At 72.5% G+C, this 21,214-nt stretch carries 21 protein-coding genes; 10 read left to right on the forward strand and 11 right to left on the reverse strand.

Features of this window, described 5'->3' with window-relative positions:
• Positions 1-7: 7 nt before the first annotated feature.
• Positions 8-694: a response regulator gene (locus tag ABD296_RS08610; protein ID WP_344263378.1), complete on the reverse strand. Its 687-nt coding sequence runs from the start codon at positions 692-694 to the stop codon at positions 8-10.
• Positions 695-1,591: 897 nt separating this feature from the next.
• Positions 1,592-2,338, reverse strand: a complete 747-nt coding sequence (locus ABD296_RS08615; RefSeq protein ID WP_344263380.1) for an SDR family oxidoreductase — start codon at positions 2,336-2,338, stop codon at positions 1,592-1,594.
• A gap of 356 nt (positions 2,339-2,694) precedes the next feature.
• On the opposite strand from ABD296_RS08615, the gene ABD296_RS08620 reads away from it, so the two are divergent.
• Positions 2,695-3,171: a winged helix-turn-helix transcriptional regulator gene (locus tag ABD296_RS08620; RefSeq protein WP_344263382.1), complete on the forward strand. Its 477-nt coding sequence runs from the start codon at positions 2,695-2,697 to the stop codon at positions 3,169-3,171.
• 64 nt (positions 3,172-3,235) lie between these two features.
• Here the strand turns inward: ABD296_RS08620 and ABD296_RS08625 are convergent, their stop codons facing one another.
• Complete coding sequence (locus ABD296_RS08625; protein WP_344263384.1) at positions 3,236-4,231, reverse strand: zinc-dependent alcohol dehydrogenase family protein; 996 nt, start codon at positions 4,229-4,231, stop codon at positions 3,236-3,238.
• Positions 4,232-4,361: 130 nt separating this feature from the next.
• Between ABD296_RS08625 and ABD296_RS08630 the strand changes: the two genes are divergently transcribed.
• Positions 4,362-5,264 (forward strand): AraC family transcriptional regulator, encoded by a 903-nt coding sequence (locus ABD296_RS08630; protein ID WP_344263387.1) that lies wholly within the window; start codon positions 4,362-4,364, stop codon positions 5,262-5,264.
• 34 nt (positions 5,265-5,298) lie between these two features.
• Here ABD296_RS08630 and ABD296_RS08635 read toward each other — a convergent pair whose 3' ends face one another.
• A complete protein-coding gene (locus ABD296_RS08635) occupies positions 5,299-6,243 on the reverse strand; it encodes an SDR family oxidoreductase (protein ID WP_344263390.1) in 945 nt (314 codons plus the stop codon).
• Positions 6,244-6,423: 180 nt separating this feature from the next.
• On the opposite strand from ABD296_RS08635, the gene ABD296_RS08640 reads away from it, so the two are divergent.
• From ABD296_RS08640 to ABD296_RS08650, 3 genes are all read left to right on the forward strand, one after another.
• Positions 6,424-7,269 carry a helix-turn-helix transcriptional regulator gene (locus ABD296_RS08640; RefSeq protein WP_344263456.1) on the forward strand — a complete coding sequence of 282 codons (846 nt, stop codon included), beginning with the start codon at positions 6,424-6,426 and terminating at the stop codon, positions 7,267-7,269.
• Positions 7,270-7,275: 6 nt separating this feature from the next.
• Complete coding sequence (locus ABD296_RS08645) at positions 7,276-7,482, forward strand: type 2 periplasmic-binding domain-containing protein (protein WP_344263392.1); 207 nt, start codon at positions 7,276-7,278, stop codon at positions 7,480-7,482.
• A 285-nt stretch (positions 7,483-7,767) separates the two neighbouring features.
• The gene (locus tag ABD296_RS08650) at positions 7,768-8,013 is read left to right on the forward strand and encodes a GMC oxidoreductase (protein WP_344263394.1); all 246 of its coding nucleotides are present in this window, start codon (positions 7,768-7,770) and stop codon (positions 8,011-8,013) included.
• A gap of 12 nt (positions 8,014-8,025) precedes the next feature.
• Here the strand turns inward: ABD296_RS08650 and ABD296_RS08655 are convergent, their stop codons facing one another.
• On the reverse strand, positions 8,026-8,574 hold the full coding sequence (locus ABD296_RS08655) for a TetR/AcrR family transcriptional regulator (RefSeq protein WP_344263397.1): 549 nt from the start codon (positions 8,572-8,574) through the stop codon (positions 8,026-8,028).
• A gap of 128 nt (positions 8,575-8,702) precedes the next feature.
• Between ABD296_RS08655 and ABD296_RS08660 the strand changes: the two genes are divergently transcribed.
• Both ABD296_RS08660 and ABD296_RS08665 read left to right on the forward strand, forming a co-directional pair.
• On the forward strand, positions 8,703-9,569 hold the full coding sequence (locus ABD296_RS08660; RefSeq protein ID WP_344263399.1) for a mycofactocin-coupled SDR family oxidoreductase: 867 nt from the start codon (positions 8,703-8,705) through the stop codon (positions 9,567-9,569).
• A 71-nt stretch (positions 9,570-9,640) separates the two neighbouring features.
• Positions 9,641-10,258 carry a QsdR family transcriptional regulator gene (locus ABD296_RS08665; RefSeq protein ID WP_344263401.1) on the forward strand — a complete coding sequence of 206 codons (618 nt, stop codon included), beginning with the start codon at positions 9,641-9,643 and terminating at the stop codon, positions 10,256-10,258.
• Positions 10,259-10,421: 163 nt separating this feature from the next.
• Here ABD296_RS08665 and ABD296_RS08670 read toward each other — a convergent pair whose 3' ends face one another.
• Together ABD296_RS08670 and ABD296_RS08675 are read right to left on the reverse strand one after the other, a co-directional pair.
• The gene (locus ABD296_RS08670; RefSeq protein WP_344263403.1) at positions 10,422-11,363 is read right to left on the reverse strand and encodes a serine hydrolase; all 942 of its coding nucleotides are present in this window, start codon (positions 11,361-11,363) and stop codon (positions 10,422-10,424) included.
• A gap of 194 nt (positions 11,364-11,557) precedes the next feature.
• The gene (locus tag ABD296_RS08675) at positions 11,558-11,968 is read right to left on the reverse strand and encodes a tautomerase family protein (RefSeq protein ID WP_344263405.1); all 411 of its coding nucleotides are present in this window, start codon (positions 11,966-11,968) and stop codon (positions 11,558-11,560) included.
• 150 nt (positions 11,969-12,118) lie between these two features.
• On the opposite strand from ABD296_RS08675, the gene ABD296_RS08680 reads away from it, so the two are divergent.
• Entirely contained in the window at positions 12,119-13,027 is a 909-nt protein-coding gene (locus ABD296_RS08680; RefSeq protein ID WP_344263407.1) for a LysR family transcriptional regulator, read from the forward strand.
• Positions 13,028-13,036: 9 nt separating this feature from the next.
• Here ABD296_RS08680 and ABD296_RS08685 read toward each other — a convergent pair whose 3' ends face one another.
• From ABD296_RS08685 to ABD296_RS08700, 4 genes are read right to left on the reverse strand one after another with little or no spacing between them, the layout of a single operon-like run.
• On the reverse strand, positions 13,037-15,217 hold the full coding sequence (locus tag ABD296_RS08685; protein WP_344263409.1) for an aldehyde dehydrogenase family protein: 2,181 nt from the start codon (positions 15,215-15,217) through the stop codon (positions 13,037-13,039).
• Entirely contained in the window at positions 15,214-17,118 is a 1,905-nt protein-coding gene (locus ABD296_RS08690; protein WP_344263411.1) for a DUF6807 family protein, read from the reverse strand. The genes ABD296_RS08685 and ABD296_RS08690 overlap by 4 nt, the downstream gene beginning before the upstream one ends.
• Positions 17,115-18,170, reverse strand: a complete 1,056-nt coding sequence (locus tag ABD296_RS08695; RefSeq protein ID WP_344263413.1) for a mandelate racemase/muconate lactonizing enzyme family protein — start codon at positions 18,168-18,170, stop codon at positions 17,115-17,117. Before ABD296_RS08695 ends, ABD296_RS08690 begins: the two co-directional genes overlap by 4 nt.
• Positions 18,171-18,180: 10 nt before the next feature.
• Positions 18,181-19,071 (reverse strand): NAD-dependent epimerase/dehydratase family protein, encoded by an 891-nt coding sequence (locus ABD296_RS08700; protein WP_344263415.1) that lies wholly within the window; start codon positions 19,069-19,071, stop codon positions 18,181-18,183.
• 146 nt (positions 19,072-19,217) lie between these two features.
• On the opposite strand from ABD296_RS08700, the gene ABD296_RS08705 reads away from it, so the two are divergent.
• Together ABD296_RS08705 and ABD296_RS08710 are read left to right on the forward strand one after the other, a co-directional pair.
• Positions 19,218-20,180 carry a LacI family DNA-binding transcriptional regulator gene (locus ABD296_RS08705; protein ID WP_344263417.1) on the forward strand — a complete coding sequence of 321 codons (963 nt, stop codon included), beginning with the start codon at positions 19,218-19,220 and terminating at the stop codon, positions 20,178-20,180.
• On the forward strand, positions 20,177-21,157 hold the full coding sequence (locus ABD296_RS08710) for an aldose epimerase family protein (RefSeq protein ID WP_344263419.1): 981 nt from the start codon (positions 20,177-20,179) through the stop codon (positions 21,155-21,157). The genes ABD296_RS08705 and ABD296_RS08710 overlap by 4 nt, the downstream gene beginning before the upstream one ends.
• The last annotated feature ends 57 nt before the right edge of the window (positions 21,158-21,214 follow it).

A 21,214-nucleotide genomic window follows, 5' to 3' on the forward strand; every position in this document is an offset into this window, starting at 1 on the left:
CTCCGGGTCAGGCTTGATCGGGCCGCCAGGCGTACTGGTGCTCGGGCCGTCCCGTGCTCCCATAGCGGAGGGTGACCCGCACCTTCCCCGCCTGCGCGAGGGATGCCAGGTAGCGCTGGGCGGTGGTGCGCGAGATCCCGATCTCCGTGCCGATCTCGGCGGCCGACCGCGGGCCCCCCGAGCGTTCCAGCGCCTCCATCACCAGCTGGCCGGTGATCTGCGCGTGGCCCTTCCCCGCGGGTCGCGGGGACCCCGGCCCGCCGTACAGCGTGCACAGCGCCTCGTCGATGTCGGCCTGCCTCAAGTGCCCGGTGACACCGATCTGCTTGCGGAACCGCAGGTATGCGGTGAGCCGCTCGGCCAGGTGGGCTCCGGTGAACGGCTTGATCAGGTAGTGGTAGACGCCGCCCGACAGCGCGGTGCGCACCGACTCGGCGTCGGCCGCCGCGGTGGCCATGATGACATCGGCCTCCAGCTGGCCCAGCAGGTTCAGCCCCGACTCGTCCGGCAGGTAGACGTCCAGCAGCACCAGGTCGGGTCGCAGCTCGGCCGCCATGGCGCGGGCCTCGGCGGCGGACCCGGCCCGCCCGGCCACCCGGAACCCGGGCACGGCCCGGACGAGCTGCGAGTGCACCTCCGCCACGCGGAAGTCGTCGTCCACGACGAGCACCGAAATCTCGGTCGGCCCGCTCATTCGGTCGCCCCCTGTCGGTCGGCACGCTCGTCTCCCGTTCGGCCGGCACCCCGGCCGGCCGCATCGCGGCCGCGGGCTTTCGCGGCCAGGAACGCGCTGGGATACGGCGATGGAGTGCGGGTGCTCGCCATCCTGTGTCGAGGGAGTCTTTCTGCTGCACAGCGCCGGTTTCCGCGTCCACCGGCGACGGCGCCGTGGGGAAAGCACGAATCTCGGCGGTTCGACACCTTGCAGATTAAAAGTTGTATGGGAGCGGTGCATTCGGTGCCAGCCTGTGTCATTCAGTTCGCATCCGGCCCGATCATTGTGCCGCATCATGCCGCCGTGTGCCGATCCCTTTCGGAACCGCCGAGCCGACAATGAGCCGCCGGACGCGCCAGCGGCCTTCCACGTCCGGCGTGATCGACGGGGGACCGTTTCAACGATCAGTGCGAGCGTCTCTGCTGGACCTCCGTTTCGTGGTTCGCCCGGTGCGACGCTCGCCGCGTTTGCGCAGGCCGAACCCGACGAGCGCGGCGCCGGCGAGGGCGAAGCCCGCGTTCACGGTCAGGGCCAGATGGATGCCGCCTGAGGATGCGGACGGGGCGAGCGGAGCCGGCGCGCGCGGCTCGATCAGCCAGCACGACGCCGGTGACTCCCGCGATCATGTTCCTCTCGATGACCGCGTAGACGGCGGCCAGCAGGCCGACCAGGGTGCCGCCGATGAGGGCGCCCACGGTGAAGCCGCCGGAAGCGGCCGGCCGCGGGGTCCCAGAGGGCGGCCTCAGCGGCGAGCTGGCCGCTCGCGCGGGTAGGGGGCAGCCGACACTTCAGGCTGCCATTCAGGGGCACACGCGTTCGGCGCGCGGCCGGCTCCGTACGACATGGCCGTGTCGTACGAAGCCGCCGCGCACCGCTTTACGCTGGGATCGCGACCATCGCCGCCATCTGCCGTTCCACGTTCTTCGGCGAAGAGTGGAACTGCGCACCGAAGGCCGCGGCGAACGGGTCCGGGAAGATGTCCTCCTCGCCCGATTCGACGCCGTCGAGGATCGCCTTCGCGACGTCCCCGGCCGAGGCCTTCTCGAACTGAGTCGGGAGGTCCTTGGTCATGTCGGTGTCGACCGGCCCGGAGTAGACGCCGTGCACCGCCACCGCCCGAGCCGCCAGCAGCGCGCGGGCGGCCTGGGTCAGCGAATGCTGCGCGGCCTTGGAGGCGCTGTACGTCGGCTGGATCGGCACGTTGCTGAGCCCGGCCGCCGAGACCACGTTGACGATGGCGCCGCCGCCCCGCGCCAGCGTGTCCGCGAAGCTCCGCACCATCCGCAGGACCCCGAAGTAGTTGACCTCCATCTCGCGCCGGGCCACATCCACGATCGCCTCGTCGGTCAGATCCGTCGGCTCGAACACGCCCGCGTTGTTGACGAGCAGATCGACGTCCGCGGCCAGGTGTGCCGCCTCGGCGACCTGCTCGGCGTCCGTGACGTCCAACCGCACCGGGACCAGGCGGGAGCCGTGGCGCTCGCGCAGCGTCTCGAGCGTCTTCGGGTCGCGCGCCGCGGCATAGACCTTGGTGGAACCGCGCTCCAGCAGCGCTTCGGTGATCGCGCGGCCGATGCCCCGGTTAGCGCCGGTCACCAGCGCCACCGATCCTTCAATGCGCATGTCCGTCTCCTCAGATTGGCTTGTGCAGGCAGAGGTCCGTTGAGGCGCCGGAATGAATGAACGCCGACCGGGCGGGAGTTCCGTGCGACGCCGTTTTATGCGTCGTGCGGGATCCGGATGATCTGCAGGTATTTCCCATCGGGATCGGCGAACGTACCGAAGCGCCCCAAGAGCCGATCAGCCATGGGAGCGATCTACTCCGCCGCCCGCGACCGGGCCTCGGCGGCGTCGAAGTCGTCGACGTGAAAGTTGATGGTCGCCGGGGCGTCTCCGTTCTCGAAGGGACTTGCATCACGCAAGTAACCCTAGAGTAGGCACTTTCATGACGCAAGTCCCCAGTCGGTAGACTGGGCCGCATGCTGGGGAAGACCTATGACTCGCAGGTGTGCTCGATCGCGCGCGCACTGGAGGTGATCGGCGAGCGCTGGAGCCTTCTGATCGTCCGCGACGCCCTGTTCGGCGGCGCGACCCGCTACAGCGACTTCCAGCGCAGCCTGGGCGTCGCGACCAACATCCTCACCGCCCGCCTCGACGGGTTCGTCGAGGCGGGGATCATGCGGCGCCACAGGTATTCCGAGCAGCCCGAGTTGTACGAGTACCTGCTGACCGACAAGGGCAGGGCACTCGCGCCCGCGCTGGTCGCGCTCACCGAATGGGGCGACGAGTGGGCCACCGACAGTGAACCGCCGATCCTCTACACGCACTCGGTATGCGGCGCCGGAATCACCCAGCACACCGTTTGCGAGCACTGCGGTCGCGTAGAAGACCCGGCCGAGATCCAGGCCACGTTCGGCCCCGGCATGCCCCCCGAACGCATTGCTCGCAAGGCCTGACTGCAGGCCCGATTCACCCGCGGCGCCGGCATTCGTTGCAGCCCGGCAGAGCCGTTCAGCCCATTTAGTGCTCGACCGTTAGGACGATCTTGCCGAACTGGGCGTTGGACTCCAGGTGGCGGTGGGCCGCGACGACGTCGTTCAGGGCGAAGGTGCGGTCGATCACGGGGGCGAGAGAGCCGGCACGCAGCCCAGCACCGATGAAGTGTTTCGCGCGATGCAGCCGGGAGTTGTCGAGGTTGAGTTCGGTGAACGCGTAGGTCCGGATGTTGCGGCCCAGGAAATCGGGTGCGAGGGGCATGGGCGCGGGAGTGGGATCGAGCCAGCCGTAGAACAGCAGGTTGCCGTCCGGTGCGACGGCCTGGACAAGGGTGTTGACCGCCGGCCCCATGATGGCGTCGACGGCCAATCGCACTCCCTGACCGTCGGTCACAGCGTGGACCTCTTGGACGAGGTCCTCCTCTTCGGTGGCGATGACGTGGGCGGCGCCGGCGTCCTGGAGGCGCTGCTTCTTGGCGCTGGTGCGGGTGGTGGCGATGGGAACGGCGCCGATGTGGTTGGCGACCTGGATGGCCGCCAGCCCGGTACTGCTGGACGCCGCGTTGATGAGCACGGTGTCGCCGGGCCGGGCGCCGCCGAACTCCACCAGGAGGCCGTAGGCGGTGGTGTAGGACATCCAGGTGGCGGCGCCGGTCACCGCGTCGACGCCGTCGGGGCGGAGCACCAGGGCGTGCGCGGGAAGGATCGCCGACTCACCGTAGGTGCCGTACTCGGTCATCAGGAAACGGGGCACCGTGCTGACCGCGTCGCCGGGTGCGAAGTCCTGGACGCCTTCACCGACGGCCTCCACGACGCCGGCGGCCTCGTATCCGAGCCCGGATCCGGGAAGGTCGGGCGGGTAGATGTAGGCGCCGGACCGGAAGAGCGCCTCAGCCCGGTTCAGGCCGATCGCGTCGACCCGAACGCGGACCTCACCCTTTCCCGGGTCGCCGAGGTCCGTCTCCTTCAATTGGAGCACCTCCGGCCCACCGAGTTCGTCGAAAAGCACGGCCCTGGTCATCGCGGCTCCCTTATTCGGCGCCCGTGTCGCAGCGGGCGGAGACTTACACATTAGGAAGCCGCGACCGATACGTTCAATAAGTAATCGTCTTCCATAACCTATCGATCGTCTTGGCTTTTAGACTGGCGCCATGGACGTCCTCAGTGACGCGATCACCGCCATGCACACCGGCAGGCCGCACGCCAACCGGCACCGGCTGCGCGCCCCGTGGGGCATGCGCTTCGCCGGCGGCGACGGCTGCGCGTTCCACGTCGTCCTGCAGGGATCGTGCTGGCTGATTCCGCCGGACGACGCGCCGCCCTTCCAACTCGGCGCCGGCGACGTGGCGTTCCTGCGCGGCGCCGGCACGCATGGGCTGGCCGATAGCCCCACCAGTCCGCTGCGCGAGTTCGATGTGCGGAACCCTGAGGCCCCAGTGGACGGCGACGGCGTCGTCACGGTCGTCCTGTGCGGGGCCTATCTGCTGGACGGCAGCAGGGCGCACCCGCTGCTGTCGGAGGTCCCGCCCGTCGCCCATCTGCCCGCTCGGATCGGGCACCATGCCGCCCTGCGCACCGCCGTCGACCTGCTCGGCGCCGAGATGGGACGGCCTCGCCCCGGTGCGGGCGCCATCGTGCCGGCGCTGCTCGACACGCTGCTGCTGTACATCCTGCGGGCCTGGTTCGAGGAGCGCGCCGAGGACCCGGCGGCCACCGGCTGGACGGCCGCGCTGACCGACCCGGCGATCGCGACCGCCCTCACCGCCATCCACGATTCCCCCGACCGGCCATGGACGGTGGCCGAGCTCGGCAGGCGGGCGGGACTGTCCCGCGCGGCCTTCGCCGTCCGGTTCACCACGCTGGTGGGGCAGCCCCCGCTGACCTACCTGACCTGGTGGCGCATGACGATCGCCGCACGGCTGCTGCGCGAGAGCGACACCTCGCTGCTCACGGTGGCCCGGCAGGTCGGCTACTCGTCCGACGTCGCGTTCGCCGCGGCGTTCAAGCGCCAGTACGGCACCACCCCCGGCCGCTACCGCAGCACGCACACTTAGCGATGCCGCGCCGAGGCCGCGTTTGCTGCTGTTCTCAGGGGTTGGGAATCGTCACTTGGGTCAGTTCTTCGGAGGTCTGCCATACGCGTTGGGCTTCCTCGTCGTTGCGCAGGGGGCCGTACAGCTTTTGTTCTGCGGGAGGGCCGCCCAGGTGGCCGGGGCCGCGGGGGCCGTAGAAGCCGGCACGTTCGGCGTGGGGGGACGTGGCGGCGTAGAGGGCCGGGAGTTTCGCGGTCTCGGTGGTTCCGAGGAGGACGCCCCGTTCGGACAGGATGCGGATGATCCTGCGGCCCGCGGCCTCCTTGTCGCGGCCGAGCTCGGGGCGGGCGGCGAGCAGGTTGGTCGGGGCGATCCCCGGGTGGGAGAGATTGCTCGTGATGCCCCAGCCGCCCGCCCGGCTGCGCCGGTCGAGTTCGAGGCCGAAGAGCCCGAGCGCGATCTTGGACTGCCGGTAGGCGCGCATACCGTTGTAGGAGCGTTCCCAGTTCAGGTCGTCCCAGTTGACGGCGCCCCGGTTCGTCGCGACGCTGACCTGCGAGGTCACCCGTGCGCGGCCGGCGCGCAGCAGCGGCAGCAGGGTCCCGGCGAGGGCGAAGTGCCCGAGGTGGTTGGTGCCGAACTGCAGTTCGAACCCGTCGGCGGTCGTCTGCCGGGTGGGCGGGGTCATGACGCCGGCGTTGTTGACGAGGATGTGGATGGGACGGTCCTCGTCCAGCAGGGTCTTGCCCAACGCGGCGATGGAGGCGAGCGAGGAGAGCTCGAGTTCGCGGAGCGACACCGCCGCATCAGAGGTCTGCCGACGGATCGCGGCGATCGCGGCCTCGCCCTTGCGCGGGTTCCGGACGGGCATGATGACCTCGGCGCCGGCGGCGGCGAGCCTGGCGGCGATGCCGAGTCCGATGCCGTCGCTCGCCCCGGTGACGACGGCGCGTTTGCCGGACAGGTCGGGGACGATGATGTCGATCTGCTTTCGTGGCACGGTTTCACTCCCAGAGGTCTTGTCGCCCTCTCCACGGTCACGGAGGCGGCCGCCGCCATCCAGGGACTCTCGATCCGCTGATGACGGGGACGAGGCTCGAGAAGAGGGGGATCGACGATCCGTGGCTGCCTTGACCTGCGGCCGCTAGAAAGGAAGCAGCACCTCGGGAGGACGAGCATGGTGATCGATCGGACGGGACTGGCGGAGTTCCTGCGGCGCCGCCGGGAGGCGCTGCAGCCCGAGGACGTCGGCCTTCCGCGCGGGCAGCGCCGCAGGACCAACGGGTTGCGGCGCGAGGAGGTGGCCTCCCTCTGCCACATGTCGACCGACTACTACGCGCGGCTGGAGCGGGAGCGGGGTCCCCAGCCGTCCGAACAGATGATCGCCTCGATCGCGCAGGGCCTGCACCTCTCCCTCGACGAACGCGACCATCTGTTCCGTCTCGCCGGCCACAACCCGCCCGCCCGGGGCGCCGACAGCGAGCACGTCGGCCCCGGCCTGCTGCGCATCTTCGACCGCCTGCACGACACTCCCGCCGAAATCGTCACCGAGCTCGGCGAGACCCTGCGGCAGACCGCGCTCGGCGTTTCGCTGACCGGCGACACGACCCGGTACACCGGCCCCGCGCGCAGCCTCGGCTACCGCTGGTTCACCGACCCCGGCAGCCGGCGGCTGTACGCGCCCGAAGACCACCGCTTCCTCTCCCGGATGTTCGCCTCCGGCCTGCGCGAGATCGCCACGCTGCGGGGCCCGGGCTCCCGGGCGGCGCACTACGCGGACCTGCTCCTCGCCCGGAGCGAGGAGTTCCGGGACGTGTGGAACGACCACGAGGTCGGCATCCGCCCCAACGAGGTCAAGCGCTTCGTCCACCCCGAGGTCGGCGCGTTGGAGCTGAACTGCCAGACGCTGCTGGACCCGCACCAGTCGCACCACCTGCTCGTCTTCACCGCGGTCCCGGGCAGCGAGAGCCACGAGAAGCTGCAGCTGCTTTCCGTCATCGGCGCGCACCCACTCGGCGCCGTCTGACAGCGGATGCCGTTCCTCATCGCCGGCAGCGACCGGATCGCCCTTCTGCGGGAGCAGCTGGCCCGAAGGATCGCGGACGCCAGTGGCGTGCGCGTCCTCGAATGCCCCTTCGAGGCGGTGCCGCTCGCCGAGGCGTTCTGGTGGCATCCGATGAACCGCAGCGACGTCGCGCATGCGTGGCTGCGCGAGCTGCTGAACGGAGGCTGCCGGTGAGTTGAAGGCCCAGCGGTGACAGCCGCAGGTCACTGAGGAGCAGGCCAGGTTCTGTGTCGCCAGCGGAAGCGCCCGGCAATGGATGGCGTCCCGGAGGGTGTCGAGAACGTGTTCCTTGGCCCGGACGATTTCTGCCTGGTCTCGGCGAGCATCCGCCCTCCCGGGCGAGCGCGGTAGAGCCGGCCACAGCCACACCCCGCAACTGCTCTGGGCCTCCGGCATCCGGCCGGCCGGCGGTCCATCCTGACCAGGGTCGCAGCGCTCTTCGGCGACTTCCTGCCGGGAATGCCCCGCGTGATGCCGGCGGGAAGCTCGCTGCATTACATGGGCACGTTCCGGATGGGTCCCGCCGACGACGGCACCAGCGTCTGCGACTCCTACTCCCGTCCCTGGGGCATGGACGGCCTGGTCCTCGCCGGCAACGGCCTGATCCCGACCGCCAACGCCTGCAACCCCACCCTGACCAGCGTGGCCCTCGCCGCGAGAGGAGCAGGCGCGCTCGCGGCCCGCCTCCGGGCCGCGCAGGCCTGAGGAGCCACGCCGTCAGTGGCCCAGCGCTCCCATGCTCGTGGCGATGACGTGGCCGCGCCAGGCGCTGTTCTTGCCGGCCTGGTGGACGGTGAGGACCAGCAGCGAGAGCGCTCCGACCGCGCCGGTGATGCGCAGGACGCGTTCGGTGGACGAGGTGTCACCGAAGGCCGCCAGGACGCGGCTGTTGAGGAGCTCCCTGTCGGCCTCCGAGGCGGCGGCGTCGAGGGAGGCGAAGTAGCCGATGGCCAGAGCCACCAGGCCGGGCCGCGCGATGGCCTGGTCGTAGAGGGTCTCCAGCACGACGCGGTCGCGCGCCGGGCCGAGCGGGATCTCGGCGACCTGGTCGAGGACCTCCTGCTCCAGCGACTGGATGCGCGCCACGACGGCCGTCCGCAGCGCCTCCTTGCTCGGGAAGTGGTGCAGCAGCCCCGCCTTGGAGAGCCCGACCGAGTCCGCGACGGCCTGCACGGAGGTCTGCGTGTAGCCGTGGCGCGCGAACAGGGCCGCCGCCTTGTCGAGGATGCCGTCGTCGGCCTGCTGCCTGGTCCCGCGGTTCGTCACCTCGGCATATTACCGTCGACCGACCAATACGGTAGGTTTGCCGAACACATCGGTCGGTCGCGGCACATGCGGTCCCCAGCGCGCGTGTCCCGGGGTGCGTGCGCCGTCGCCGGGAACAGGAGCACGGCATGGCCGGGAGCATGGAAGGCAAGGTCGCGTTCGTCACGGGCGCGGCCCGGGGCCAGGGACGCAGCCACGCGGTGCGGCTGGCGGCCGAAGGCGCGGACGTCATCGCGGTGGACATCTGCACGCAGATCGAGTCGGTGCCCTACCCGCTGGCCACCGGCGCCGACCTCGCCGAGACCGCGCGGCTGGTCGAGGAGCGGGGCCGCCGCATCGTCACCCGGGTCGCCGACGTGCGCGAACGCTCGCAGCTCGGCGCGGCGCTCGCCGACGGCGTCGCCGAACTGGGCCGCCCGGACGTGGTCGTCGCCAACGCCGGCATCAGCCCGCTCGGCGCCGCCGCCGAGGCGACCCGCTGGTTCGACGCCGTGGCGGTGGACCTGGTCGGCGTCATCAACACCGTGGAGGCCGCCTACCCGTACCTGACGGCCGGTGCGTCGATCGTCTGCATCGGCTCGATGGCCGCGATGCTGCAGGGCTCGGTGGACGGTTCGGCGGCCGGCCCCGGCGGCGCCGGCTACGCGCACGCCAAACGCGCGGTGGCCCGGTTCGTCCACGACCTGGCCCTCCAGCTCGCGCCGGGCAACATCCGCGTCAACGCCGTGCACCCCGGCAACATCGACACCGACATGCTCCAGAACGACATGATGTACCGGCTGTTCCGCCCCGACATGGAGCACCCGGCCCGCGAGGACGCCGAGCCGCTGTTCCGCTCGGCGCACAAGCTGCCGGTCACCACGATCGACCCGAAGGACGTCTCCGAGGCCGTCCTGTTCCTGGCCTCCGACGCCTCCCGCTACATCACCGGCCAGCAGTTGAAGGTCGAGGCCGGGGCGCTGCTCCCGACGACGACGTCCGGCACCCCCGCCTGACCGGCGCCGCCGCGCCGCGGCCGGCCCGCTCGCCGCAGCTCATGGGGTGCCCGACGCCTTAGGGTGCGAGTGTGCATGCGCCTGCCGATGAGATCGTCCAGTACGCCGCCGGTCTGATCCGGGAGCGGGTCCGGCTGGACACCAGCGAGATCGCGGCCCGGTTCGGGATGTCGCGGACGACGCTCTTCCGGCGGGTGGGCAACCGCGAGAAGCTGATGGGCGAGGCGCTGTGGTGGCTGGCCGACAGGACCCTCCGCCGCGCGGACGACCGCTGGGAGGAGCAGTACGGGTCGGCGGTCCGCGACGAGAAGGGCTGGCTGCGGTGCCTGCGGATCCTGGAGTACTACGGGACCGCGGTGGTGACCGAGCCGGGCTTCGCGTGGCTGCTGGAGAACGAGCAGCCGGTGGCGATGCGCGTGCTGACCGATCCGGACGGCCTGGTGCAGCCGCGGCTGATCGCCGCGCACGTGGCGCTGCTGGCGCGGGACGTCGCCGACGCCGGGCTCACGCCGCTGGTCGACCTGCAGACCCTGGGCTTCGCAGTGGTCCGGCTGGAGGACGCGATCATCTACTCCGACGTCATGGCCGGGCACACCGAGCACTTCCCGAAGGCGCTGACCCTGGTCCAGCAGCTGGTGGAGGGCGTCCTGCAGGTGCCGCGGGAGGTGGACGAGGCGGGGCCGGCCTGATCACCGCCAACGACTGGTCCTGCAAGCCGACCGCCGCGCACCCCTACCCCGTCGTCCTGGTCCGCCAAGACCATGGCCGCCGGGCGACCGGGCCGTCGCCTCTGGGCGCCGATCTCGACCGTCTGCTTGGAGCCGGTGCTCGGTGACGGTTGGGGGGCATCGCTCAGGACAGTTCGTTCAGTACGGTCTCGGTCACCGTCTCGACCAGGGCGACGCCCGAGTCCATGGACGGGTTCCGGTCGGAAAGGACCGCGATCGAGTACTCGTGGTCGCCCTTGATCCGGCCGATGCTGTTGATGACCCATAGCCCGCCGTCGGCGGAGCGGGGCAGCCATCCGTTCTTCAGCGCGACGGCGTCCCCGGCGGCGGCCCCCGCGCTGACGCCCCAGTCCTGCGTGGTGTCCACCCGGCTCATCAGGCTGAGGACGTACCGGCGGCTGCGCCCGCTCAGCGGCCCGTCGCCGGAGACGAGTGCGTTCAGCAGGCGGACCTGGTCGCGGGCACTGGTGCTGGTCAGCCCCCAGCTGACGCTGGTCGCCGTCGTCTCCTGCAGGCCGAGGCGCCGGTTGGCCTTCGTCAGCCCGGCCTCGGTGCCGATGGCGTACCACAGCGCGTTCGCGGCGGCGTTGTCACTGTTCTCGATCATGCGGGTGGCCAGGCTCTTCTCGGACGCCGTGAGCACCCGCCCCTGCTGCTGGGCCTGCAGCAGCAGGGCCGCGAGGATGTCCACCTTGACGATGCTCGCCGTCACGAACCGCCGCGAAGCCCCGTAGGTGTAGGAGGTGCCGTCCGTCAGGTCGCTGACCGACACCGACACCCGCGCGTTGCCCTTGACGGCCTTCTCGATGGCCTTGGCCAGCTTGCGGCGATCGACCTGCCGCGGCGTCGGGGACGCGCTCGCCGTCGGGGACGCGCTCGCTGTGGGGCTCATCCCCAGCCCGACGTTGGCGGCGTCGCTGGGCGCGGCCAACGGCGCGGGCCCGGCCTTCACCGCGACCGGCCCGCCGAGTTGCCACGCCGCCACCCCGATGAGCAGCGCGAGCAGCAGCGCCAGGCCGAGGAGCGTGACGGTGTACCGCCGCGCCCGGCCGTCGGCCCGCCTCATCGTTCCCCGGCCCTCGGCTCGCGCCGGAGGTAGCCGCCGAACGCACGCCCGCCCACCGCGTCAGGGCCCAGGACGGCCGCCTTGGTGTTGCTCATGGGACGACCGTGGCGGCCGTGCCTGAAGGTAACCGGCAGTCAATCTGAGAACTGATTGATAATCGGGCTTGCGCAGCATTAACGCGAGCGAGCGGGGTTCTAGCCGATGCTGGTCATGCGTTCGTCGTAGCCGGTCGCGGGAATGACGACGCGGCCGGCGGCCCACCAGTTCTCGCTCGCGGTCTCGAAGGCGACGAGCATGACGTCCTCTTCGGGGACTCCGGCGGTCCGCTGGAGGTTGGCGACGATCGTCCGGAACAGTTCGGCCTTCTGCCCGGCGGGGCGCTGGTTGAACGACAGCGAGATGAACATGGTGCGCTCGCCGCGCGGCAGGCCGAACACGACCGGCTGGACGACGAGGTCCTCGGGCGCGACCTCGTGGAAGACGTGGAACTGGTCGTCCCGGGGGATCTTCAGGACGTCGACCATGGCGGCGTGGATCGCCTCGGAGACGTCGCGGCGGTATTCGGGGGCGGTCCCCCGGCGCAGGTAGATGTTGATCAGTGGCATGGGTCGTTCCTTCGTGGGGCGTGCCGCGGCGTGGCGGCGTGTTCGTCGGGTCCGCCAGGGCGGTGTGCCGTGCGGGCGTGCCTTCACGCTAGGAGCCCCCGGAGGCATTCCGCCAACGAATGTTCGGCATGCTGGATATGCTGTTTGCTCATGGACTTCACGGTGGCCGGGCTGCGGGTGCTCCGCGAGGTGGCGGAGCGGGGCACGTTCACGGCCGCGGCGGAGGCGCTCGGGTACACGCAGTCGGCCGTCTCGCGCCAAGTGGCCGCCCTGGAGCAGGCGTCCGGCACCCGGCTCTTCGACCGACACCCCGGGGGCGTGCGGCTGACCGGCCCGGGCAGCACCCTGCTGCGGCACGCGGTGGTCGCCCTGGACGCCCTGGAGGCGGCCGGCCGCGACCTGCGCGGGACGCCGGACGCCGGCGGCCGCGTGCGGCTCGGGTTCTTCCCGAGCGCGGGAGCGCCCCTGGTGGCCCAGGCCCTGGCGGCGCTGCGCCGGGAGGAACCCCGGCCCCAGGTGACGACCCGGGAGGGGACGACCCCCTCGCTGGTGCGGGCGCTGCGCGCCGGCGCCGTCGACCTCGCGCTGCTGTCCTCGCGCCCCCCGCACCGGTCGCCCGACACCGACGATCCGCCGCTGCACGTCGAGCCGCTGCTGGAGACGCGGCTGGCCGTGGCGGTGCCGGCCGCGGGCCGGTTCGCGGGACGCGACCGCGTCGGCGCCGAGGAACTCGCCGGGGAGGCGTGGATCGCCTCGCCGGCCGGCGCGGGCGAGCCGCTGCTCGGGGTGTGGCCGGGCCTGCCGGGGCGGCCCAGGGTCGGCCACGTCGCGCGCGACTGGCTGACGAAGTTCCAGCTGGTCGCGGCGGGTGCGGGCATCACGACGGCACCGCCGGTGCTGCTGCCCGCCGCACCTCCCGGCGTGCGGTTCGTGCACGTCGAGGGCGTAGCCGAGGAGGTGCGGCGGGTCAGCCTGGTGCGGATGCCGGGGCCCGTCGCGGCTCCAGTGCGGGCGGTCGTGGACGCACTGCGCCGGCAGGCCGCCGAGATGGCCGAGTAACGCGCGCGCTCAGCGGGTGGCGCCGGGAAGGACCAGGGTGCCGTCGTGGCGGCGAGGGAGGTGCCAGGGGTTGTCGTCGCGGAGGGCCGGCGGGAGGAGCGGCGGCGGGCAGTTCTGGTAGGCGACGGGGCGGAGGAAGCGGTCGATGGCGGCCGTGCCGACCGAGGTCGTGGCGGGGGTGGTCGTGGCCGGGTAGGGGCCGCCGTGCTGCTGCGCCCAGCCGACGGTGACGCCCGTGGGGTAGGCGTCGAAGACGAGACGGCCCGCGCGGTCGCGGGCCAAGGCGGCCAGCCGTCCGGCCAGGTCGGTCTCGTGGGGCTCGCTGTGCAGGGTGACCGTGAGGCTGCCGGGGGCGGCGGCGAGGGCCTCGGCCAGGTCCTCTTCGCCGGCGTACTCCAGGACGACGGTCATCGGCCCGAAGCATTCCTCCAGGAGGAGTTCGGACGAGCCGAGGAGGGAGACGGGGCCTGCCATGAGGCGGGCGGCGACCTGGCGGTCCGCGCCTGTTCGTCCGGTCGCGACGGTGCGCAGGCCCGGGATGGACGAGCGTTCGGCCGCGCCCTCGGTGAAGGCGGAGCGGATCGAGTCGCCGAGCAGCGTCTGCGGGTCGAGGGCCGTGAAGTGCCCGGCCATCGCCTCGGCGAGGCCGGACCCGGCGGGGGCCAGGACGAGGCCGGGCTTGACGCAGAACTGCCCGGCGCCGAGCGTCGCGGCCGCCGCGACGCCGTCCGCGATCTCCTTCAGGCGGGCCTTCGCCGCGCTCGGCGTCACGACGAGCGGGTTGAGGCTGCCCAGCTCGCCGTAGAACGGGATCGGCTCGGGACGGGCCATCGCCAGGTCGTGCAGGAACCGGCCGCCCCGCACCGAGCCGGTGAAGCCGATGGCCTTCACCCTGCCGTCCTGGACGAGGGCGGTGCCCGCCTCGCGCCCGTGCACGAGTTGCACCACGTCCTCGGGGAAGCCCGCCGCGACGGCGCCCGCGCGCAATGCGTCGAGCGTCAGGGCGGAGGTCTCCGGGTGCAGCTCGTGGGCCTTGACGACCACGGTGCAGCCCGCCGCGAGGGCGGAGGCGGTGTCGCCGCCGCCGACGCTGAACGCGAACGGGAAGTTCGACGCGGAGAACACCCCGACGACGCCCAGCGGGACGTTCATCCGGCGCAGGTCGGGCGTGGGCGGAGTGGCGGCGGGATCGGCGGAGTCGAGGCGGACGTCCAGGAACGACCCTTCGCGCAGCACCTCGGCGAACAGGCGGAGCTGCCCGCTGGTCCGGGCCACCTCGCCGGTCAGCCGCGCCTCGCCGAGGGCGGTCTCGGCGTCGGCCGCCGCGACCAGGCCGGCCGCGCGGGCGTCGAGCGCCTCGGCCATCGCCTCCAGCAGCGCGGCGCGGCCCCGCGGTCCGGCCTCGTCGAGGACGGGCAGCAGGTCGGCGGCACGGCGGCAGACCGCGCCGACCTCCTGCGGCGTGGCCGTGCCGTGCTCCTTGCGGCGCTCGCCGGAGCGGGCGTCGATGCTCCAGACGGGCATGGGTGTCCTCCAGGTCAGGTCGGCGGGGGTGCGGGCGGCGGGCGGCAGCGGCGGCCCGGCCTCCTCCAGCAGCAGCCGGGCGACCTCGATGGCGCCCGCCGCGGTGAAGTGGGTGTCGTCGGCGCTGCCGCGCGGATAGTTGGGGTGCGGGCCGAGCCACAGGAACAGGTCCTTCGTGGCGGCGGCGCCGAGCTCGCGCCAGCGCCGCGCACTGGCGGCCTGCAGGTCGATCAGCGGGACCCGCGCGGCGGCGGCGAGCGCCCTCATCGCCGCCGGGTACTCGCCGTGCGTGGACGACCCGTCGTGGACGCGGCGCTCGACGGACGTCACCAGCACCGGCCGCGCTCCCCGGGACCGGGCGTCCTCGACGTACCGGCGCAGCCCGGCGGTGTAGGCGTCGTAGGGAGCGCCGAACCTGCCCTGGTCGTGCCTGCCGTCGTTGTGGCCGAAGCCGATCAGCAGCACGTCGTCCGCGCCGATCTCGGACATGATCCGGTCGTGCATGCCGAGCCGCTCGATCGAGCTGCGCACGCTGGCGCCGGGATAGGCCGCGTTGACGACCGGGGCGTCCAGGAACGCGGCGAGCGCCTGGCCCCAGCCGGCCTGCGGCGCCTGTCCGGACGGGTAGTCGGCGGCCGTCGAGTCGCCCGCGATGAAGATCCTCATGCCGTCCCTTCGACGAGGTCACGGGCCCGGCCGGGCGCGAGCCGCCCGTCGGCGACCACGACGGTGACCGCGCGTTCGAGCCGGCCGGGGACGGTCAGCGGCTCGTCCCATGCCAGCGCGGGCCCGACGCCCGGATACTCGGCGACCCGCACGAACCACGGGTCGAGCCCGGCGGTCTGGACGAACAGCAGGCTCCACGCGTCCGAGGTCAGCGCCAGCCAGGGGGTGACGCTGCCGTGGACGGCCTCCTCGCCGGACGCCTCACCGGTGAAGACGGCCAGCCCGGTGGCGTCCTTCGGCGCGCGCCAGAAGAAGCCGCCGTAGCCCGCGCCGGTCCGGCCCTTGCACGCCGAGCTCTGCAGGACGAGCGGGCGCCCCGTCCGTCCGGTCAGCGCGAACGCGAAGTCCAGCGCCCAGCCGCCGTCCACGGGACGGGCGGTCAGCGTCCGCTCCTCGGCGGCCAGGACGGTGCCGTCCGGGCCGACCCAGTCGAGGCTCTCCGCGTAGCCGCCGTCGACGGGACGGAGCGTGCGCCGCCGCTGCCTCCCGTGGTTGGGCAGCATCTTCGGCCCCTCGTGCCGCATATAGGTCGAGCCGCCCCAGAAGTTGGCCCCGTCCACGTCCGAGATCGCGACGCCCACCCCGAAGTGGTGGACGTGGTCGTCCGGCTGGACCTCGGTGACGACCGTCCCGCCGAGCGTCCGGACGGGATGCAGATGGGGTCGCGGCGCATCGGTGGCCTGGAGGTCGCCGCGCTCGGCGTAGGCGGCGACGTCGTGCCCGTCCACCCGCAGCACCGGCTCGGGCCACGGCTCCGGCCGCGAACCGAGGCTCTCCGGGAAGCCCAGCTCGGAGAGCGTCTTCAGCTCGCGCGCCGCCCGCACGGCCAGGTCCTCGATCCCGGGCAGCACCAGGCGGGACGGTTCGGTCCGGACGAACCGCGGGTCGATCGGCCGCGGTTCGGGGGCGAGCCGGATCGCGTCGAGCAGCCGGGTGAAGCCGCCGGTGCGCGCGAGCGGGACCAGGAGGTCCGCGCCGTCCCGCACGTGCGCGATGAGGTTGGCGAGCAGGTCGGCCCGGCCGTAGCCGGTCCGGACCCCGCCGACCTCGATCTCGTCGAGGGTGTAGAAGAGCCTGGCCGAACTCCGCTCGCCGTGCAGGTGCAGGTAGGGCTCGGTGCGCCGGCTTTCGGAGCACAGCGAGACGGTGATCGCGATGACCGTCCCGCCGGCGAGCCGGAGCCGGGCGCTGGAGGTGTCGTCGGACTCGATGGCGTTGGCGCGGTGCAGCTCCAGCTCGATCCCGGCGATCGAGTCGGCCGTGTCCGCGCCGGCCACGGCCAGGGCTGTCGCCACCGCATGGGCGAAGGGGTTGGTGAGGGCGCCGTCCATCACGTCGACGCCGTCCAGCCGGCGGTGCCCCGCCCACACCGAGCGGGTGTAGTAGCCGAACGGGCGCGTCCACGCCCCGGCCACGCCGATGCCGCGGATCGGCTCGCCGAGCATTTCGCGGGCGGCCGGGATCGCGTCCGAGCCGAGCGACTGGAAGCCGACCTGGCAGGCCCGCCCCGTCCCGGCCACGGCGGCGGCGATCGCGGCGAACTCCTCGACCGACGGCGCGGGCGGCTTCTCCAGCAGTACGTGCGCCCCGGCCTCGAGCGCGGCCACGGCCAGCGGGGCATGGGTGTGGATCGGGGTCGCGATGACCGCGATCTCCGCGCCGGTCTCCCGGATCAGCGCGGGAAGGTCGGCCGAGACGGGCACGCCGAGCCCGGCCGGCGGCCGGACGTCGCACACCCCGGCCAGCTCGGCCCGGCCCAGCGCGGCCAGCCGTCCGACGTTGTCCAGATGGTTGCGCCCGTAGCCGTTGACCCCGGCGACGACGATCCGCACCGGCTTCATGCCGCCTCCCCCGCCGACCATCGTGTCGGTGCGCCCGTCGCCCGCAGCTCCGCGCCGGCGATCTCCACCGGGGACGGGTCGGCGAGCAGCCCGAGGTCGGCGAGCGACGCGTCCTCCACCTGCTCGACCATCGCGGGATGGTGCAGGGCGAGCGCCAGCTGCCCCGACAGCTCGGTGAGCAGGTGCGGATAGACCGGCACGTCGAAGACCTGGGCGAGGCCGGCGATGCGCAGGAACGGGGTGATGCCGCCGACCCGCACGACGTTCGGCTGGACCACGTCGCAGGCGCCGGCGGTCAGCAGGTCGCGGAAGCCGTGCACGGTGGCGACGTTCTCGCCGACCGCGATCGGCGTGCCGATGCTCCGGCGCAGCTCCACGTGGGCGGCGAGGTCGTCGGCGGGCAGCGGCTCCTCGATCCAGGACAGGTCGAAGCGCTCCAGCGCGCGGAGCGCGGTCCGGGCCCGGTGCAGGTCCCAGCGCTGGTTCGCGTCGATCATCAGGGCGGTGTCCGGGCCGATGACCTCGCGGACGGCGGCGACCCGCGCGACGTCCTCGGCGAGCGACGGCCGGCCGACCTTGATCTTGACCGCCGGGTATCCGGCGGCGGCCCAGCGCGCGGCCTGCGCGGTCAGCTCGTCCAGTGTGTAGTGCAGGTTCACCCCGCTGCCGTAGACGGGGACGCTCTCGCGGCGCGGCCCGAGGACGTCCACGAGCGAGCGTTCGCCGCACTCCAGGTCCCACAGGGCGAGATCGACGCCGGCCATAGCGATCGGGACGATCCCGCCCCGCCCCGCCTCGGAGAGATGGGCCGACAGCCTGTCCCACACCACGCCGGGATGCGCAGGGAGCCCGATCACCGCGTCGCGGACGTCGTGCTCCAGCAGCGCCTTGACCGCATGGGCCCCGATCTGCGGGGTCCAGGAGATCCCGGTGCCCGACCGGCCGTCGTCCAGTGCGAGCGTGACGACCAGGACGTGGTTGCAGGACACCTCCGGCCCCCAGGGCCTGGCCAGCGGCACCGAGCGGAGCGCGACCGACAGATCCTTGATCATGCGGGTCTCCTCAGGCGAGCTCGGTGCGCCAGCTGCGCTTGGCGGACCAGCCGAGCAGCCGCTCGGCCTTGGCGGCGGAGAAGGCCGGGGACGTGCCGGTGAGCGCGCGGGCCACCTCCCCGGTCTCGGGGAAGAAGCGGGGCAGCAGCTCGGCCAGCGGTTCGCGGGCCAGCGCGTCGCCGGCGCCGGCGAAGAACACCTCGCCGTTGCGCTCCAGGTCGGGCAGCCGGGCGAGGAGGGCGTCGACGAACTCGCCGGCGTCGCGGGCGTCGAGGTAGTTGAACAGCGAGACGCTGCCGATCTCGGGCCGGTCCAGCCGTTCCCGCAGGGTGTGCCCCGACTGGGTGGGGGCGCCCTCCCACTCCTCGGGCGCGACGACGAAGCAGGGGCGGACCGCGGCCATCCTCGTGCCGGCGCCGCCGCGGGCGAACGCCTGCATGGTCTGCTCGGCGACCAGTTTCGACAGGCTGTAGACGTTCCAGGGTGCGGTCGGATGCTCCTCGTCCAGCGGCAGGTAGGCGGGCACCCAGCCGCCCGGCGCGCCGTAGCCCATCACCGTCGGGCTGCTGGCGAGGACCAGTTTCGGCACGCCCAGCGCCACCGAGGCGGCGCAGACGTTGAAGGCGAGCTGGGTGTTGACCCGGAAGATCGTGGCGTCCGTCCGGCCGAACGGCACGGCGATGGCGGCGAGGTGGACGACCGCCTCCGGCCGGAACCGGGCGAGGACCGAGTGGGCCTCGCCCAGATCCGTGAGGTCGGCCGGTAGGGTTTCGGCGGCGTCCCGGGGCGTGCCCTCCGGGGCGCTGTCGACGCCGATCACCTCGTGTCCGGCGGCCGCCAGCGTGCTGACGACGCTGCGGCCCATGCGGCCGGCGCTTCCGGTGACGAGCACTCTGCTCACCGCTCGAACCTCCTGGGGAGTGCTGCAAACAGTTGCAGTAACGATCGCGCCAGTTCTGGTCGCCGTCAAGCCGGCGGCGCTCCACCAGGGAAAACAGGTCGAGTGATCACTCTCATTGTGCAAACGGTTGCGTTAAGGTGTCGGACATGGCAGTGACTATCCGGGACGTCGCCCATGCCTGCGGCGTGCACGTGTCGACGGTGTCGCGGACGTTCTCCGCGCCGCACATGGTGAACGCCGAGACCCGGACCCGGGTGCTGGCGGCGGCCGAGGAGCTCGGCTACCGGCCCAACCGGGCGGCCCGCTCCCTCACCACGGGCCGGACCGGCAACCTCGGGCTGATCGTGGCCGACCTGGCGAACCCGTTCTTCCCCCCGCTGATCAAGGCGGCGCAGGCCGCCGCCCGCGGCCAGGACTACCACCTGTTCGTCGCCGACACCGACGAGGACCCCGCCGAGGAGCAGGACCTCGTGCTGGCGTTCTCCAAGCAGGTCGACGGCATCGTGCTGTGCAGCCCCCGGCTGTCGAACAAGGCGCTCGGCAAGCTCGCCGAGGCGATCCCGTTCGTCCTGGTCAACCGGCGGCTGCGCGGGGTGCCGACCGTCGTCATGGACGTCGCGCACGGCGCCCGCACCGCGATGGAGCACCTCACCGGGCTCGGCCACCGGCGCGTCGCCCTGGTGTCCGGCCCGGCCGGCTCGTGGACCAGCGGCGAGATCCGCCGCGCCGTCACCGGCATGCCCGGCCTCGAGACGACCGTCATCGGCCCGAACGCGCCCACCGAGAAGGGCGGCATCGCCGCCGCCGAGCAGGTGGCCGCGGCGGGCGTGACCGGCGTGCTGGCCTACAACGACCTCGTCGCGATCGGCCTCATCGAGGGCCTGGAGGAGCGGGGCGTCCGGGTGCCCGGCGACGTCAGCGTGATCGGCATCGACGACAGCATCACCGGGCGCCTGCACCGGCCCAAGCTCACCACGGTCGCCATGCCCACGGCCGACGCCGGGCGCATGGCCGTCGACCTGCTCGTCAAGTCGATGAGCGCCGCCACCGTCCTGGAGACCCACCTGGTGGTCCGCGAGTCCACCGCACCCCCGAAAGGATTGCCATGACGCTTCCCGACGTCGCCTTCGGCATCACCCCCGAAGGCGAGAAGGTCCACCGGCACGTGCTGGACAACGGGCGGCTGCGCGCCGCCGTGCTGAGCTACGGCGCGACGCTCCAGCGGCTGCGGCTGGCGGACGGCACCGACGTCGTGCTCGGCCTGCCCTCGCTCCAGGACTACCTGCGCCGCAGCCGGTACTTCGGCGCGGTCGTCGGCCGGTACGGCAACCGCATCGCGCGCGGCAGGTTCACCCTCGACGGCACCGAGTACCGGCTCGCGGCCAACGACGGCGAGCACAGCCTGCACGGCGGCGTCCGCGGCTTCGACAAGCGGGTGTGGCGGGTCGAGTCGGCCGGTCCGGAGGAGGTGGAGCTGAGCCTGGTGAGCCCCGACGGCGAGGAGGGCTATCCCGGTGAGCTGCGGGCCCGCGTCCGGTACGCGCTGGACGGCGACGCGCTGCGGCTGGAGTACCGGGCCACGACCGACGCCCCGACGGTGGTCAACCTGACCAACCACACCTACTTCAACCTGGCGGGCTCCGGCGACGTGCGCCGCCACGTGGTGGCGATGGAGGCCGACCGCTACCTGCCGGTCGACGAGGGCAAGATCCCCACCGGGGAGCTGGCGCCGGTGGCCGGGACGCCGTTCGACTTCACCGCCGCCGCCCGGGTGGACGCGCGCCGCGACGGCCGCTACGACCACTGCTTCGTGCTCCAGGGCGGGGTCACGGTGTCCGACCCGGCGAGCGGGCGGTCGATGGAGGTCGCCACCACCGAACCGGGCGTGCAGTTCTACACCGGGCACATGCTGGACGGCGTCGCCACCCCGTTCGGGCCGTTCGCGGGCCTGTGCCTGGAGACCCAGCGCTTCCCCGACGCGCCGAACCGGCCGGCGTTCCCGTCCGCGGTGCTGCGGCCCGGACAGGAGCACCGCTCGGTCACCACCTACCGCTTCAGCTCTGCCCGCGACTGCAACCGTTTGTAGTAACGAGCATGCAGGCCCGAACGTTATGGTGCTGATGCTTTGTGCCCAAATGGGCTC

Origin of the sequence: Actinomadura napierensis (assembly GCF_039529375.1) — a bacterium.
Lineage (GTDB): Bacteria > Actinomycetota > Actinomycetes > Streptosporangiales > Streptosporangiaceae > Spirillospora > Spirillospora napierensis.

Bases quoted from the DNA above. Each gene is read 5' to 3' on its own strand.
- ABD296_RS08620 (WP_344263382.1), top strand. From the start codon at position 2,695: ATGCTGGGGAAGACCTATGACTCGCAGGTGTGCTCGATCGCGCGCGCA.
- ABD296_RS08645 (WP_344263392.1), top strand. From the start codon at position 7,276: ATGCCGTTCCTCATCGCCGGCAGCGACCGGATCGCCCTTCTGCGGGAG.
- ABD296_RS08660 (WP_344263399.1), top strand. From the start codon at position 8,703: ATGGCCGGGAGCATGGAAGGCAAGGTCGCGTTCGTCACGGGCGCGGCC.
- ABD296_RS08610 (WP_344263378.1), bottom strand. From the start codon at position 694: ATGAGCGGGCCGACCGAGATTTCGGTGCTCGTCGTGGACGACGACTTC.
- ABD296_RS08710 (WP_344263419.1), top strand. From the start codon at position 20,177: ATGACGCTTCCCGACGTCGCCTTCGGCATCACCCCCGAAGGCGAGAAG.
- ABD296_RS08615 (WP_344263380.1), bottom strand. From the start codon at position 2,338: ATGCGCATTGAAGGATCGGTGGCGCTGGTGACCGGCGCTAACCGGGGC.
- ABD296_RS08650 (WP_344263394.1), top strand. From the start codon at position 7,768: ATGCCCCGCGTGATGCCGGCGGGAAGCTCGCTGCATTACATGGGCACG.
- ABD296_RS08705 (WP_344263417.1), top strand. From the start codon at position 19,218: ATGGCAGTGACTATCCGGGACGTCGCCCATGCCTGCGGCGTGCACGTG.
- ABD296_RS08680 (WP_344263407.1), top strand. From the start codon at position 12,119: ATGGACTTCACGGTGGCCGGGCTGCGGGTGCTCCGCGAGGTGGCGGAG.
- ABD296_RS08695 (WP_344263413.1), bottom strand. From the start codon at position 18,170: ATGATCAAGGATCTGTCGGTCGCGCTCCGCTCGGTGCCGCTGGCCAGG.
- ABD296_RS08670 (WP_344263403.1), bottom strand. From the start codon at position 11,363: ATGAGGCGGGCCGACGGCCGGGCGCGGCGGTACACCGTCACGCTCCTC.
- ABD296_RS08625 (WP_344263384.1), bottom strand. From the start codon at position 4,231: ATGACCAGGGCCGTGCTTTTCGACGAACTCGGTGGGCCGGAGGTGCTC.
- ABD296_RS08690 (WP_344263411.1), bottom strand. From the start codon at position 17,118: ATGAAGCCGGTGCGGATCGTCGTCGCCGGGGTCAACGGCTACGGGCGC.
- ABD296_RS08685 (WP_344263409.1), bottom strand. From the start codon at position 15,217: ATGAGGATCTTCATCGCGGGCGACTCGACGGCCGCCGACTACCCGTCC.
- ABD296_RS08675 (WP_344263405.1), bottom strand. From the start codon at position 11,968: ATGCCACTGATCAACATCTACCTGCGCCGGGGGACCGCCCCCGAATAC.
- ABD296_RS08630 (WP_344263387.1), top strand. From the start codon at position 4,362: ATGGACGTCCTCAGTGACGCGATCACCGCCATGCACACCGGCAGGCCG.